The following is a 13,117-nucleotide window of genomic DNA, read 5'->3' as shown; positions in this document are numbered from 1 at the left end:
TTGCCATGAACCGGGCATCTGATGCCCTCATCAAGACCGGCTCTGCGCCGGTTTTTTTGTGCCTGCGCCCCAGCCTCGCCGCCTGTCCCGAGCGCTCCGCTCCCTCTTTATGCTCTTTGCTCCCCTCCCCCTTGCTCTCTGACGCTTGTCCCTTTGCTGGTCGGTCAATGTCACCGCCTGGTGCTGCACCTCGCCAGGCCGGATCACAGACATGATCGGAGCCATCACGGCCCCGGGCTATCCCTGCTTCCCATGACGCAGCGCAAGCTTCCATGCCGATGACCGTGATATGGATAAAAACCGGCAAATGCCTTGTCTGCTTCCCTCATAAGGGCGAGCAACCACTTGCGCCTTGGCAGCGCATCACAGGTTGCCGCCGCGCCTGATGCGAGGGGAAGTCGGGCAGAACGTAAATAGATTGTTAAACTAGATGGTCGTGATTCATCTTTTCGTAATCCATTCACTGCACAATAACGCAATATATTGAAAAAAAAGGAGTAATTGAAAGCCAGCCGCACAACAACAGACAGATCCTCTGCCATGACCCCACACAGCGCAGTGGAAATCTTCCCATACTAAGTGTCAGCAATGTAGATGCCCTCCAAGGAGAGACTGAGATGAGTGAAGAAAGCAAATGCCCCTTCAACCACACCGCCGGCGTCGGCAGAACCAACCGTGATTGGTGGCCGAATCAGTTGCGGCTGGATCTGCTGCACCAGCATTCCCCCAGCTCCGATCCCATGGATAACGATTTCAACTATGCCGAGGCATTCAACAGCCTCGACTACAAGGCACTCAAGAAAGACCTGGTCAAGCTGATGACCGACTCCCAGGAGTGGTGGCCGGCGGACTTCGGCCACTATGGCCCCCAGTTCATCCGCATGACCTGGCACGCCGCAGGCACCTATCGCATCACGGATGGCCGTGGCGGCGGTGGCCGCGGCCAGCAACGCTTCGCTCCCCTCAACAGCTGGCCCGACAACGTCAACATCGACAAGTCCCGCCGCCTGCTCTGGCCCATCAAGCAGAAGTACGGCAACAAGATCTCCTGGGCCGATCTGCTGATCCTCGCCGGCAACGTCGCGCTGGAGACCATGGGCTTTAGAACCTTCGGATTTGGCGGCGGCCGCCCGGATGTGTGGGAGCCGGATCAGGATGTCAACTGGGGTGACGAGATCGCCTGGCTCGGAGTCGACCCCGACCGGGTCAAGGGCGACCGCGAGCTCACGGCCCCCTTTGGCGCCACCCACATGGGCCTCATCTACGTCAACCCCGAAGGCCCCAATGCCAGCGGTGACTACATGGAGGCGGCCAAGGACATCCGCTCCACCTTCGGCCGCATGGCCATGAATGACGAAGAGACAGTCGCCCTCATTGCCGGTGGCCACACCTTCGGCAAGGCCCACGGCGCCGCCCCCGAATCCCACAAGGGGCCCGAGCCGGAAGCGGCCCCCCTGGAAGCCCAGGGCCTGGGCTGGATGAGCAACTACGGCAGCGGCCACGGCAAGGATACCGTCTCCAGCGGCCTCGAGGTGACCTGGACCAAGACACCGGCTCTTTGGAGCAACAACTTCTTCGAGAACCTGTTCAACTTCGAGTGGGAGCTGACCAAGTCGCCGGCGGGCGCCAAGCAGTGGGTGGCCAAGGATGCACCGGAGATCATTCCCGATGCGCATATCCCGGGCAAGTTCCACAAGCCGACCATGCTGACCACCGACCTGACCCTGCGCTTTGACCCCGAGTTTGGCAAGATCTCACGCCACTTCTATGAGGACCCGCAAGCCTTCGCCGATGCCTTTGCCCGCGCCTGGTACAAGCTGACCCACAGGGACATGGGCCCCATCGCACGCTATCTGGGGCCGGAAGTGCCCAAGGAGGAGCTGATCTGGCAGGACCCCATCCCCGCCGTCAATCACCCCCTGGTCGATGAGAAGGACGTGGCCGCCCTCAAGGAGAAGATCCTGGCGGCCTCCCTGACCGTCGCCGAGCTGGCATCCACCGCCTGGGCTTCGGCATCCACCTTCCGCGGCTCTGACAAGCGCGGCGGTGCCAACGGTGCTCGCATCCGCCTGGCCCCGCAAAAGGATTGGGCAGTCAACCAACCGGCACAGCTGGCCAAGGTGCTCAAGACCCTCGAAGGCATCCAGCAAGAGTTCAACGCCTCGGCCACCGGCGGCAAACGGGTATCCCTCGCCGATCTGATCGTGCTGGCCGGCGGCGTCGGTGTCGAACAGGCGGCCAAGCTGGCGGGGGTCACAGTGACTGTGCCCTTCACGCCGGGTCGCATGGATGCCTCCCAAGCACAGACCGATGTGGACTCCTTTGCCGTGCTCGAGCCCCTCGCCGACGGGTTCCGCAACTACGGTGGCGAGTGCGCCGCCTTCGCGGAGACCATGCTGATCGACAAGGCGCAGTTGCTCACCCTGAGTGCCCCCGAGATGACGGTACTGGTGGGCGGCATGCGGGTGCTCGGCACCAACGCCGGCAACTGCCACGGGGTCTTTACCTCTGCCCCCGGCACCCTCTCCAACGACTTCTTCGTCAACCTGCTCGACATGGGCACGGAGTGGAAACCGGCAGCAGGAGCCAAGGGCATCTACGAGGGGAGTGATCGCAAGACAGGCAAGGTGAAGTGGACCGGCACCCGCGTCGATCTGGTGTTCGGCTCGAACTCCCAGTTGCGGGCCCTGGCGGAGGTGTATGGCAGTGCGGACGGGAAGGAGAAGTTCGTGAAGGACTTCGTGGCGGCCTGGACCAAGGTGATGAACCTGGATCGCTTCGATCTCGCCTGACCCGCACTCTCTGCATGTCGCCAGACCTGCTTCAAGGGACATGGGTGAGAGATGACCGGGCACCACAAGACAAAAACCCGACCATAAGGTCGGGTTTTTATATTGGCGGCGGGTCTGGATTGACCCGGACTGCCCTGCCCCTTGTCGAACCAGGGTTCAAACCGAGCGTCATCACCGGATAAAGTAAAAGGGCCTGTCGCAAGACAGGCCCTTTTACTTTATTTTGCCGTGAGGGAGGGATGATTCGCCACTGCGTGGCTCACCCCTTCGGGGCGGCCTCTGGCCGTTCATCGCAGCAAGCCGCTCTGCTCGAACCCGGCGAGGCTTCTCACCCTCCCTCTATGCACATCAGGGAACACGGTAGCCCAGATGCAAAAAACCGACCCTGAGGTCGGTTTTTTATAATTTGGCGGTGAGGGAGGGATTCGAACCCTCGATACGTTGCCGTATACACACTTTCCAGGCGTGCTCCTTCAGCCACTCGGACACCTCACCAAATTTTCGACTGTCGTTTAACGTGTTCAATCTCCACGTGATGTTCTGCACTGTTGCGCCGGAACGGGGCGTAATTTAGGGGAAAGCCCCGCCGGCGTCAACGGCTTTTTGGCTGCCGCGAACCGTTCGAACATTAAACGCGCAACTCAGTGCACAGATTCCGGTGCGACCTGGATCTCCGGCAGATTGAGGAAGCCAAGGCGTTCACATTCGGACACCACTTCATGGGTCGCCGCCGTGGTGCTTTCGACAAACAGCAGGAACTGCTCGACGGAGAGACCCGCCTTGGTGAAGACGGTGTGACCCACGACGAGGCGCGGCAGGTTGTCATCTATGATGTCGAGGAACACCTTGAGGGACGGGTATTGCATGTTGAGACGACTCAGCTCGGCCACCAGGGGCAGCAGGGATGAGGGGCGCACCTCCAGTTCGGATGAAAACAGCAACCCTTCCTCTTCCACGAAGATCCGGCTCTCCTGGATGCCCTCGACGGACTGCAGGGAGACCATGTGGATGCCGTGGCACTGATCGCACACATAGTGCTCGATCCGGGCCTGCTGCAGCCAACGCATTATCATTTCAGAGCTGGGGATATTCATCATTTTCACGAACACAATAAGGATCAAGGGGCGCAGTCTAAACCAATTTTCCGACAACCAAAAGCGCACAGGCGGGATCACCCCCGCTCTCGCTTCTTTTTGGCAAGCGCTATGCATATACTCAGCCATTCTCGTACCGCACTCGCCTCCACAGAAGGCCCGATGACCATCCAAGAAAAGTATCGCCTGCACCTCAAATCCCTCTCGGATGAACTGCTCGCCCTGCAAAAACCCATTCGCATCCTGGATGCCATCAAGTGGCCCCGCCACCTGCAGACCGAGTTTCTCGCCAAGGGCGGACGAGTGCTGCCCGCCATCGATGCCGACTTCTATCAGGCCCTCCCCCTCGATTTCGATCCCCGCAACAAATACCTGGAGCTCAAGGAGCTGAGGGACAGGATCCGCAGAAAGCTGGGGCCGCAGGATGATCTCGGCCGGATCCTGCAAGAGACGGTGGATCAGTACATGGTGGTGATCGAGATGCTGCGCCAGCGCGGGCAGCCGGACTTCCAGCGTTACAGCCAGTTGCTGTACGGCTCGGCGAGCGATCATCTGCGCGGGGATCGCAAGACGTTAAAGGAGCTGGGAGCCCGCCTGTGCGACATCTTCTCCCTGCCCGGCGCCCGCCATCTGGTGCGCCCCTACCCCAAGGAGTTCGAGGGGGAAGCGGCGGTGGCCAGATTGCAGGGCAAGCTGTCAAACTACTTCAGCGACGGCACAGTGCAGGTCAAGCTGAGCGATGGCATCGTCTCCGATGCCGCCGCAGGGGGGGATTACATCAAGCTGAGCTCCCACGCCCGCTTCTCCGAGCTGGACTTGCAGGTATTGGAGGTGCACGAGGGCTGGGTGCACGTCGGCACCACCCTCAACGGCCGCCAGCAATCCTATGCCACCTGGCTGGGGGCCGGCTCGCCGCGCATCACCGCCTGCCAGGAGGGGCTGGCCGTGCTCATCGAGACCCTCACCTTCAGCTCCTTCCCGGACAGGGCCAAGCGCATCTCGGATCGGGTGATGGCCATCGACATGGCGGAGCGCGGCGCCGACTTCATCGAGGTGTTCCGCCACTTCGTCGAGAAGGGGGCCAGCGAGCACGATGCCTACAAGATCACCCAGCGGGTGTTTAGGGGCGGCATGGTCGAGGGCGGCGCCTGCTTCACCAAGGATCTCTCCTATGTGAAGGGCTATGTGGAGACTGTCAACTTCATCCGCAGCGCCGTGCTGGAAGGGGTGCCGGAGATCCTGCCCATGCTGTTTGTCGGCAAGGTGACCCTGGACGACATCCCCGTGCTCTATCAGCACTATCTGGAGGGGCTCATCGACGCCCCCCGCTACCTGCCCCCCATGTTTCGCGATCTCACCGGTCTCTATGTCTGGTTCGGCTTCGCCTCCGGCATGTCCCTGGTGGACATAGGCCGGGTACAGCAGCATTTTCGCCAGCTGTTCCACCGCCTGCCGGTGGCCGACCCCATCATAGCGCCGATGGACATAGAGATAGACTGAACCCTTCGTCGACAAAAAAGGGCGCCCCCGAGGCGCCCTTTTTCATGCTGTGGCTTACCTGTAAGCCCGTCCTTCCAGATAGTGCTTGCGGCAGAGCGACACATAGCGATCGTTGCCCCCTATCTCCACCTGCTCGCCGTCGCGCATCACCTGCCCCGCCTCGTTGACGCGAGAGTTCATGTGCGCCTTGTTGCCGCACCAGCAGATGCTTTTGAGCTCCTCGAACTTGTCCGCCAGGCAGAGCAGGTGGTAGGAGCCGGGGAACAGCTCGCCGCGAAAATCGGTCTTGAGGCCGTAGGCGATCACCGGTATGTCCTGCTCATCGACGATGCGGGCGAGCTGATACACCTGCTCCCGGGTCAGGAACTGCGCCTCGTCGACGATGAACACATCGATATGGCGATTTGCATGGCGCGCCTTGACCATCTCGAACAGATCGCAGCTGTCACTGAACACCTCCACCTTCAGCTCCAGCCCGACCCTGGCGCTGATGATCCCGGCACCGAAGCGGTCATCGATGGCGGGGGTCATGGCCAGCGGATACATGCCACGCTCCAGATAGTTGAAGTGGGCCTGGATGAGCTGGGTCGACTTGCCCGAGTTCATGGTGGCGAATTTGTAGTGCAGTGAAGCCATGATGGGGTTCCGAAACGGGATTGATGGGGGGCATGCTAACCAAAGCCCCTGCCAAAACCAAGGGACCCGTGGGCCCCTTGCTCTCTTTATGCGACGGCCAGGGCGCGGTGCATCCGAGCCTTGCGCAAATGGTAACCGGAGAAGATCAGGAACCAGAGCGCGCTGACCGTGAAACCAGCCAGCACCGAGTGCATCAGCCCCATCACCAGGTAACCGAGCGCGGCACCGAAGGCGATGGCCAGCGCATAAGGCAGCTGGGTCATCACGTGATCGATGTGATGGCAGCCGGCGCCGGTGGCAGACAGTATGCTGGTGCTGGAGATGGGCGAGCTGTGATCACCGAACACGGAGCCCGCCAATACGGCGGCCAGCATCGGCAGCATCAGGCTGATGTCGCTGGCGGCCGCCATGTCGCCGGCCAGCGGCAGCATGATGCCGAAGGTGCCCCAGCTGGTGCCGGTAGCAAAGGCCATGGCGCAGGAAAGCACGAAGACCACAGCCGGCAGCACTTCGATCGGCAGGTTGCCATTGGCCATGGAAGCCAGGTACTTGCCGGTCTCCACGTCGCGCACCACGGCGCCTATGGTCCAGGCAAACAGCAGGATGTTGATGGCGGGCAGCATGGCCATGATCCCCTGGGGGGCCGCCTTCATCCAGTTGCTGGCACCCAGCTTGAGGCGCATGGCCAGACCGATGGAGACCACCAGGCTGCACAGGGCGCCATAGACCAGGGAGGAGCCGACGTTGGTGTTCTCGAACGAGCCGAGCACGCTGAACGGCAGGCCTTTGTCGGCCAGCACGGCGGCGCCGGAACCGATCATGAAGTAGACGGTCGCCAGAGTCAGGGTCAGGATCGGCAGCACCATGTCGATCATGCCGCCATTGCTCTCCTCGGGAGACTCCATGTCCAGGCCGATGGGACGGCCCTTGGACTCATCCCACAGCTTGCCCTCCAGCGCCCACTGCTCGTGTTGACGCATGGCGCCGATGTCGAGCTGGAAGGCGATCACCACCAGCACCATGATCAGGGTGAAGACCGCATAGAGGTTCATCGGGATCATCTCGACGAACGCGGAGATGGGGCTCTGATCGGTCAGACCATGGGCCGCCATGATGCCGCCCACCAGGGCGATGATGTAGGCGCCCCAGGAGGAGATGGGCATCAGCACGCAGACCGGCGCCGCGGTGGAGTCCAGCAGATAGGCCAGCTTGGCGCGGGAGATCTGGAAGCGATCGGTAACCGGGCGGCAGATGGCCCCCACCGACAGGCTGTGGAAGAAGTCGTCGATGAAGAAGGCGAACACCATCATGCCGGTGAGGGCCTTGGCCCCCTTGCGGGTCTTGGCGCGGCGCGCGGCCCACTCGGCAAAGGCCCGGGTCGCCCCGGAGACGCTCATCAGGCTGATGAGGCCCCCCAGCAGCAACATGAACAGGATCATGTTGACGTTGTCCCGGTTGAGCGCACCGTCGACCCAGAAGATCTTGAGCACGGTGTTCAGCATGTAATGCAGGGATTCGAGGGGGGAGAACTGGTTGAGCAGCAGACTGCCTGCGACTATGCCCACCCCCAGCGACACCAGGACGCGGCGGGTGATGATCGCAAGGGCGACGGCCAACAGGGGGGGAACGACGGACCAACCGGAGTCGGCGTAATGAACAATGTCCATGATCTCTTTGCACCTAAAGACAACAGGTGGAGATCTACCGAGAGGATCAAAGAAACAAAACCCAGGGCGGGCATACTCCTCAGCCCCTTCAGGTAGCGCTCCATAGTGGATGACTATGGCAGTCCTGCACCTGTTCGATGCAGAACCAGCAACCCGGTATGATGGCCTGGTCACTTCGGCGCCGACTCCTTTCATCGAGCATCGCAGGCATCACCCTCCGCTCGGTTACTCATAGGCAGCGCGCCTCTACTTAAAGGTATTCGCGGCACATTTTATCGAGCCACCGGGTGATAGCAAGTTTTTTGATTAAATTTCAAGGCTTGTGTGGCGAAAAGCGGAAAAATGGTAGTCAAATGGTTCATAAAATACGACATGGTCGATATTTTCATCTACTCGGCACTCATTCGGAAATGAAACTCCTGCCAAGAGAATAAAGCGGGCAGCGTGAATAATTGCCGGACTTTATTTATCTGCCTAATTAATTATTTTGGCAGACTTGACTTGGTGCCAATCCCCCCTATAAATTATCGAAAAACCAGCCCTTCCCATTAATATTTCTGCTCGCGTGGTAGCCAATATGAACGAATTTCTGAAAATTCTGCTGAATATCCGTAGTCTGCGCGCAGCCTGCCGCGATTTGTCCCTGGAGCAACTGGAAGAGGGACTGCAGAAATTGTCCGAGGTGGTCGCCGAGCGCCAGCAGGATGAATCTGCCGAACGCCAGGCCCGTGAAGAACATCAGAAGAAAATTGCCGAATACGCCGAAATGTTGAAAGCCGCCGGGATAGATCCTGCTGAATTGGTGGGCACAGTTGCCACCGAAAGCACCAAGGCCAGCAAAGGCAAACGTGCCCCCCGCCCCGCCAAATATCGTTATCTGGACAATGGCGTGGAAAAAACCTGGACCGGCCAGGGCCGCATGCCCTCCGCCATTGCCAAGGCCGTGGCCGAAGGCAAATCCGTGGAAGACTTTGCCATCTGATCAAAAGCAGGGTCCCACCCAATAAAAAACCTCGCCATGCGAGGTTTTTTATTGTTTCCATGCCGGGCGCCTCAGCGCCTGTCTGCCGCCTTGACCCAGAGCACTTCCGGGGTACCGGCAGAGACCAGCAAGTATCTGGCTACCGTGAAAAACCAGTCACTTAGCCGATTCAGATAGGGCAGGATCGCCGGGTTCACCTGCTCTTCCCGGCTCAAGCCGAGCAGCAGCCGCTCGCAGCGACGGGTCAGGGTGCGCACCACATGGGCCTGCGCCGCCGCCCGCGAACCGCTCGGCAGAATGAAATTGCGCAATACCGGCAACTGGGCGCTGTAGGCGTCAATCTGTTGCTCCAGCCGCGCCGTCCAGGCCTCATTGACCTGCCACAGGGAGGCATTTTGCGCCTCGCTGGAAAACGCCAGCTCCCCGCCCAAATCAAACAGCTCCTGCTGCAGCAATATGAGTTGAGCCAATAATGCCGGCTCATTCTCGGGTATTTCGGCCATCAGCAGACCTATCTGGGAATTGAGCTCGTCAATGGCGCCATAGGTCTCGACCCGCCGGTCATCTTTTGCCAGGGAGGAGCCATCAGCCAGCCGCGTGAGGCCCTTGTCCCCTTGCCGGGTATATATTCTCATTCTGACATCCTGTTAATAATGGGAATAATCATGGACTCCAGTCCATTGAGTTTTATCTCGTACGCCAGTGCCAGGGTTTGGCCCAGCGCACCAGCCGGAAAACCGCTGCGCGCCATCCATACCAGATAGGGCTCTGGAATATCTATGATGCGTCGCCCCTGATATTTACCGTAGGGCATCTTGCCCGCCAGGGTGAGCAATACCCGCTCATCGGAGAGTCTGTCCATATCAATCGATATTCAGATATTTATGGGTCTGGATGGAGAGCCGCCAATTACGGGCGATGCAGGTCGCCATGGCCAGCTCGGTGGCCCTGGGCTTCTGGCTGATGGGCTGCAATGCGATCACCACATCGGGACGCAGGCTGGCCGTGGCCAGCAGGGCATCGAGCTCCTCGATGTGGCGCTCGGTGGCCACCGGATGCTTGATCTCGTTGGCCCGCTCCAGAGCCGATACCAGCACAGGCAAGCCCCCCTTCATGCCGATCTTGGGGGAGACGGTGACCCAGGTCTGCGCGTGGGTCAGGATCTCGCTGGTACCACTGGTTTCGATCTGCACCTGATATCCCGCCGCCAGCAGGGCCGACGAGAGTTCGTGCAGATCGTAGAGACAGGGCTCGCCACCGGTCAACACCACATGACGCGCCCGGTAACCCAGGGTCTCGAAGCTCCCCAGGATCTCGCCCGTGCTCATCTTGCTCCAGCCGTCGGACTCGTTGGATCGGTCGAGCACCTCGCGACTGCCCACCTCACGGGCAGGATCCACCACCCAGGTATGGCGGGTGTCGCACCAGGGGCAGCCCACAGGGCAGCCTTGCAGGCGAACGAAGATGGCGGGCACGCCGGTGAAGACGCCCTCCCCCTGGATGGTCTGGAAGATCTCGTTGATTGGGTAGTGCATCTCGGTCACGGCTTGCTGCAAAAGGCGCGGATTATACCCCAAACCCGCGAAAGTGGCAGGATCACAATCCGGTTTTCTCGCGCAAGCTGGCCATGATGCCCGCCTTGTCGTCCAGATAGCGCTGCAGGCCGCGGCTGCGCAGCTCGCAGGCAGGGCAAGTGCCACAGCCATCCCCCTGGATGCCGTTGTAGCAGGTGAGTGTCTGCTGGCGCACCGTCTCGAGGTGACCATAGTGATCCGCCAGGGCCCAGGTTTCCGCCTTGTCGAGCCACATCAGGGGGGTCTCGAAGCGAATGGCGCGATCCAGCCCCAGCGACACCGCCTGATTGAGGGCCTTGACGAAGTCGTCGCGGCAATCGGGATAACCGGAGAAGTCGGTCTCGCACACCCCGGTGATCAGGGTGTCGGCGCCGACCTGGTAGGCATAGATGGCCGCCAGGGTCAGAAACAGTATGTTGCGACCCGGCACGAAGGTATTGGGCAGGCCGTTGTCCTGCAACTCACCGCTGACCGGGATGTCGTCACGGGTCAGGGCCGAGACGGCCAGCTCACCCAGCATGGTCACATCCATCACCTTGTGGGCGGCAATCCCGAGCTGCCCGGCCAGACGGCGAGCGGTCTCGATCTCCTCCCGATGACGCTGGCCATAGTCGAAGGTGATGGCGTGCACTTCATCATAGAGGGCCAGGGCCTGCACCAGACAGGTGGTACTGTCCTGACCACCACTGAATACCACGACGGCTTTTTTCACGTTCATCACTCCTGTTTGCAATTCAGATTCAGGTACGGCGGCCTTGGGCAAAGTCATGCCACTGCCGGTTCAACTCGGTAAAGAGGTTCATCAGCGGGGCGAAGCGCTCGGGCTCCCCTTCCCACTGGGATAACAGATGGTAGCCCGCCTCCAGGGTCGACAGCGCCTCGGAAAACGGCTTCTTGCGAATGGAATATTGCCCCGCCATGGCGCCGAGGGTGATCCTCGGCAACCCCAGCAGGGCCGGGTTGCTGTGCAACATGCGATAGGCCTTGCGCCAGGTACCATCGAGCAGGATGAAGTGCACCTCTCTGGCTTGCTCACTGCGCGCTCGCACCTGCGCCAGGGTCAGGGCCTCATCATCGGGCCACAGCAGATAGCACTGCACCTTGGGGTCGGCGAGCAGGGCATTGAGCCAGTCGGCATCGGCGAAGTGCTCCCCCACGTGAATGCGGGCATGGCTGAGGGAGGCGGCCAGCAGGGCGGCCGTTCCCTTGGGGTGAGCGACCTCGTTGGGGTGCTGCAGGATATGGAGCGGTGCGAGGTGGGGCACCTGCCGGATATATTCACACAGGCAGGCTTTGAGGGCTCGGGCACAGCGTGTACAGTATCGGCTCTCTCTGTCGTTGGGTTGTTTCATGTTGTCAGAAAAATCGGGTCTGCTCTGGGTCATCACGCTTTCGCTCGTCACTGCCTTGCTCTTCTTCACCGTACCTAACCACCTACTCTCCTTCGATCGCGACCTGATCGCCCAGGGCGAAGGGTGGCGCATCATAACAGGCAATCTGGCCCACACCAACGGATGGCACCTGCTGCTCAACCTGAGCGGGCTTGCGGTGCTCTACAGCCTGTTTCGCGAATACCTGACGGGCTGGCGCCTGCCCGTGCTGCTCCTGCTGCTGGGGACGGCCGTCGGGCTCGGGATCTGGTGGTGGTGCCCGCAGACCCAATGGTACATGGGGCTCTCCGGCCTGCTGCACGGCTTGTTCGTGTGGGGGGCCATGCAGGATATCCGCTATCGTCGCTACTCGGGCTGGCTCATGCTGCTTGGCATCGTCATCAAGCTCGGGCTGGATTTTTACAGTGCGGGCGAGAGCCCTGTCTCTGCCCTCATTGGCGCCAGGGTGCACATAGAGTCGCACCTCATCGGCTCGGCCGCCGGCCTGCTGCTCGGCCTCTTCCCCATCGGCCTGGGTGTGCAGACCGTCAAGTCCTGACCGCCTGGGGATAAGGGCTGCCACTCATTTGCAGCAGCGCTCAGCTACCCATCAAAACGCAACAGGCCGGATCTGCAATCCGGCCTGTTGTCATTCAGGGGTCGGCCCTTATCGGCAGAGCTCGGCGTTGATCGCCCCCAGCACGGCAGCCGGATCCGCCGCCTGGGTAATGGGGCGCCCAATCACCAGGTAGTCGGCCCCCGCCTGCACCGCCGCCAGCGGCGTCATGACCCGGCGTTGATCCCCGGCCGCAGATCCGCTCGGGCGAATGCCCGGGGTCACCAGCTTGAAGTCAGAGCCGAGCAAGGCTTTCAACTCGCGAGCCTCCTCGGCGGAGCAGACCACGCCGTCCAGCCCTGACGTCTTGGCGAGGGTGGCCAGCCGGATCACCTGCTCGGCCGGACTCACATCCAGACCCAGAGGCGCCATGTCGGACTGCTCCATGCTGGTCAGCACGGTCACACCGATCAGCAAGGGCGCCTTGTCGCCATAGGGCAGCAGCGCCTCCCTGGCGGCGCGCATCATGCGCTCTCCCCCGCTGGCATGGACGTTCACCATCCAGACCCCGAGCTCGGCACTCGCCGCCACGGCCTTGGCAACCGTATTGGGAATGTCGTGAAACTTCAGATCCAGGAACACCTCGAAGCCCTTGGCCACCAGCTGGCGCACGAACTGGGGGCCAAACAGGGTAAACATCTCCTTGCCCACCTTGAGGCGGCACTCGGCCGGAGAGATCTGTTCAATGAAGGCGAAGGCATCGGCTTCGTGCTGATAATCCAGCGCGACCAGTACTTTGGGATCTTGCATGTCACTTCCTATGGGTTGTTATGCCACATCCAGACTCGACACGGCCGGCGAGCCGGTCGCAGTCTGGCATCTTGCTCACTCGGGTTTGCGCCAGGTTCGGCTTGCCGCCTCCGCTCGAGACGCGCAGGGACGGACT

At 61.0% G+C, this 13,117-nt stretch carries 13 protein-coding genes, 1 tRNA gene, 1 other RNA gene and 1 riboswitch; of the genes, 4 read left to right on the top strand and 11 right to left on the bottom strand.

Annotation, left to right across the window (positions count from 1 at the left end):
• The first annotated feature begins 617 nt into the window (after positions 1-617).
• The gene (gene katG / locus AC1IN8_RS15045) at positions 618-2,792 is read left to right on the top strand and encodes a catalase/peroxidase HPI (RefSeq protein ID WP_479759418.1); all 2,175 of its coding nucleotides are present in this window, start codon (positions 618-620) and stop codon (positions 2,790-2,792) included.
• 223 nt (positions 2,793-3,015) lie between these two features.
• Here the strand turns inward: katG and AC1IN8_RS15040 are convergent.
• The 3 genes from AC1IN8_RS15040 to AC1IN8_RS15030 all read right to left on the bottom strand — a co-directional run bounded on the left by AC1IN8_RS15040 (position 3,016) and on the right by AC1IN8_RS15030 (position 3,889).
• A non-coding RNA gene (locus AC1IN8_RS15040) (RtT sRNA) lies at positions 3,016-3,144 on the bottom strand.
• A gap of 55 nt (positions 3,145-3,199) precedes the next feature.
• A tRNA-Ser gene (locus AC1IN8_RS15035) sits at positions 3,200-3,287 on the bottom strand.
• A 146-nt stretch (positions 3,288-3,433) separates the two neighbouring features.
• Positions 3,434-3,889, bottom strand: a complete 456-nt coding sequence (locus AC1IN8_RS15030; protein ID WP_479759416.1) for a type III secretion system chaperone family protein — start codon at positions 3,887-3,889, stop codon at positions 3,434-3,436.
• Between the two features lie 159 nt (positions 3,890-4,048).
• On the opposite strand from AC1IN8_RS15030, the gene AC1IN8_RS15025 reads away from it, so the two are divergent.
• Complete coding sequence (locus AC1IN8_RS15025; RefSeq protein WP_479759414.1) at positions 4,049-5,386, top strand: flavohemoglobin expression-modulating QEGLA motif protein; 1,338 nt, start codon at positions 4,049-4,051, stop codon at positions 5,384-5,386.
• 54 nt (positions 5,387-5,440) lie between these two features.
• Here the strand turns inward: AC1IN8_RS15025 and AC1IN8_RS15020 are convergent, their stop codons facing one another.
• Both AC1IN8_RS15020 and AC1IN8_RS15015 read right to left on the bottom strand, forming a co-directional pair.
• A complete protein-coding gene (locus AC1IN8_RS15020; RefSeq protein WP_247626363.1) occupies positions 5,441-6,022 on the bottom strand; it encodes a thymidine kinase in 582 nt (193 codons plus the stop codon).
• An 86-nt stretch (positions 6,023-6,108) separates the two neighbouring features.
• On the bottom strand, positions 6,109-7,689 hold the full coding sequence (locus AC1IN8_RS15015) for a Na+/H+ antiporter NhaC family protein (RefSeq protein WP_479759412.1): 1,581 nt from the start codon (positions 7,687-7,689) through the stop codon (positions 6,109-6,111).
• Between the two features lie 85 nt (positions 7,690-7,774).
• Positions 7,775-7,946: riboswitch (Lysine riboswitch) on the bottom strand.
• Positions 7,947-8,266: 320 nt separating this feature from the next.
• Here AC1IN8_RS15015 and AC1IN8_RS15010 point away from each other — a divergent pair.
• A complete protein-coding gene (locus AC1IN8_RS15010) occupies positions 8,267-8,671 on the top strand; it encodes an H-NS family histone-like protein (protein WP_025327182.1) in 405 nt (134 codons plus the stop codon).
• A 71-nt stretch (positions 8,672-8,742) separates the two neighbouring features.
• Here AC1IN8_RS15010 and AC1IN8_RS15005 read toward each other — a convergent pair whose 3' ends face one another.
• The 5 genes from AC1IN8_RS15005 to AC1IN8_RS14985 all read right to left on the bottom strand — a co-directional run bounded on the left by AC1IN8_RS15005 (position 8,743) and on the right by AC1IN8_RS14985 (position 11,630).
• Positions 8,743-9,306, bottom strand: coding sequence for a cob(I)yrinic acid a,c-diamide adenosyltransferase (locus tag AC1IN8_RS15005; protein WP_043133473.1), 564 nt, complete (start codon positions 9,304-9,306; stop codon positions 8,743-8,745).
• Positions 9,303-9,533 (bottom strand): DUF3820 family protein, encoded by a 231-nt coding sequence (locus tag AC1IN8_RS15000; RefSeq protein WP_005327834.1) that lies wholly within the window; start codon positions 9,531-9,533, stop codon positions 9,303-9,305. Before AC1IN8_RS15000 ends, AC1IN8_RS15005 begins: the two co-directional genes overlap by 4 nt.
• Position 9,534: 1 nt before the next feature.
• Positions 9,535-10,206, bottom strand: a complete 672-nt coding sequence (gene queE / locus AC1IN8_RS14995) for a 7-carboxy-7-deazaguanine synthase QueE (RefSeq protein WP_162520167.1) — start codon at positions 10,204-10,206, stop codon at positions 9,535-9,537.
• A 61-nt stretch (positions 10,207-10,267) separates the two neighbouring features.
• On the bottom strand, positions 10,268-10,957 hold the full coding sequence (gene queC / locus AC1IN8_RS14990) for a 7-cyano-7-deazaguanine synthase QueC (RefSeq protein ID WP_319912415.1): 690 nt from the start codon (positions 10,955-10,957) through the stop codon (positions 10,268-10,270).
• A 28-nt stretch (positions 10,958-10,985) separates the two neighbouring features.
• Positions 10,986-11,630 carry a tRNA-uridine aminocarboxypropyltransferase gene (locus AC1IN8_RS14985; RefSeq protein ID WP_479759409.1) on the bottom strand — a complete coding sequence of 215 codons (645 nt, stop codon included), beginning with the start codon at positions 11,628-11,630 and terminating at the stop codon, positions 10,986-10,988.
• On the opposite strand from AC1IN8_RS14985, the gene rrtA reads away from it, so the two are divergent.
• Positions 11,596-12,174, top strand: a complete 579-nt coding sequence (gene rrtA, locus AC1IN8_RS14980; protein ID WP_232534664.1) for a rhombosortase — start codon at positions 11,596-11,598, stop codon at positions 12,172-12,174. The genes AC1IN8_RS14985 and rrtA overlap by 35 nt on opposite strands.
• A gap of 108 nt (positions 12,175-12,282) precedes the next feature.
• Here the strand turns inward: rrtA and pyrF are convergent, their stop codons facing one another.
• Positions 12,283-12,981 (bottom strand): orotidine-5'-phosphate decarboxylase, encoded by a 699-nt coding sequence (gene pyrF, locus AC1IN8_RS14975; protein WP_479759407.1) that lies wholly within the window; start codon positions 12,979-12,981, stop codon positions 12,283-12,285.
• Between the last annotated feature and the right edge of the window lie 136 nt (positions 12,982-13,117).

The organism is Aeromonas sp. 130281 (assembly GCF_056642115.1).
The sequence above is the reverse complement of the archived record's forward strand: the minus strand, read 5'-3'. Positions and strand labels throughout refer to the sequence as shown.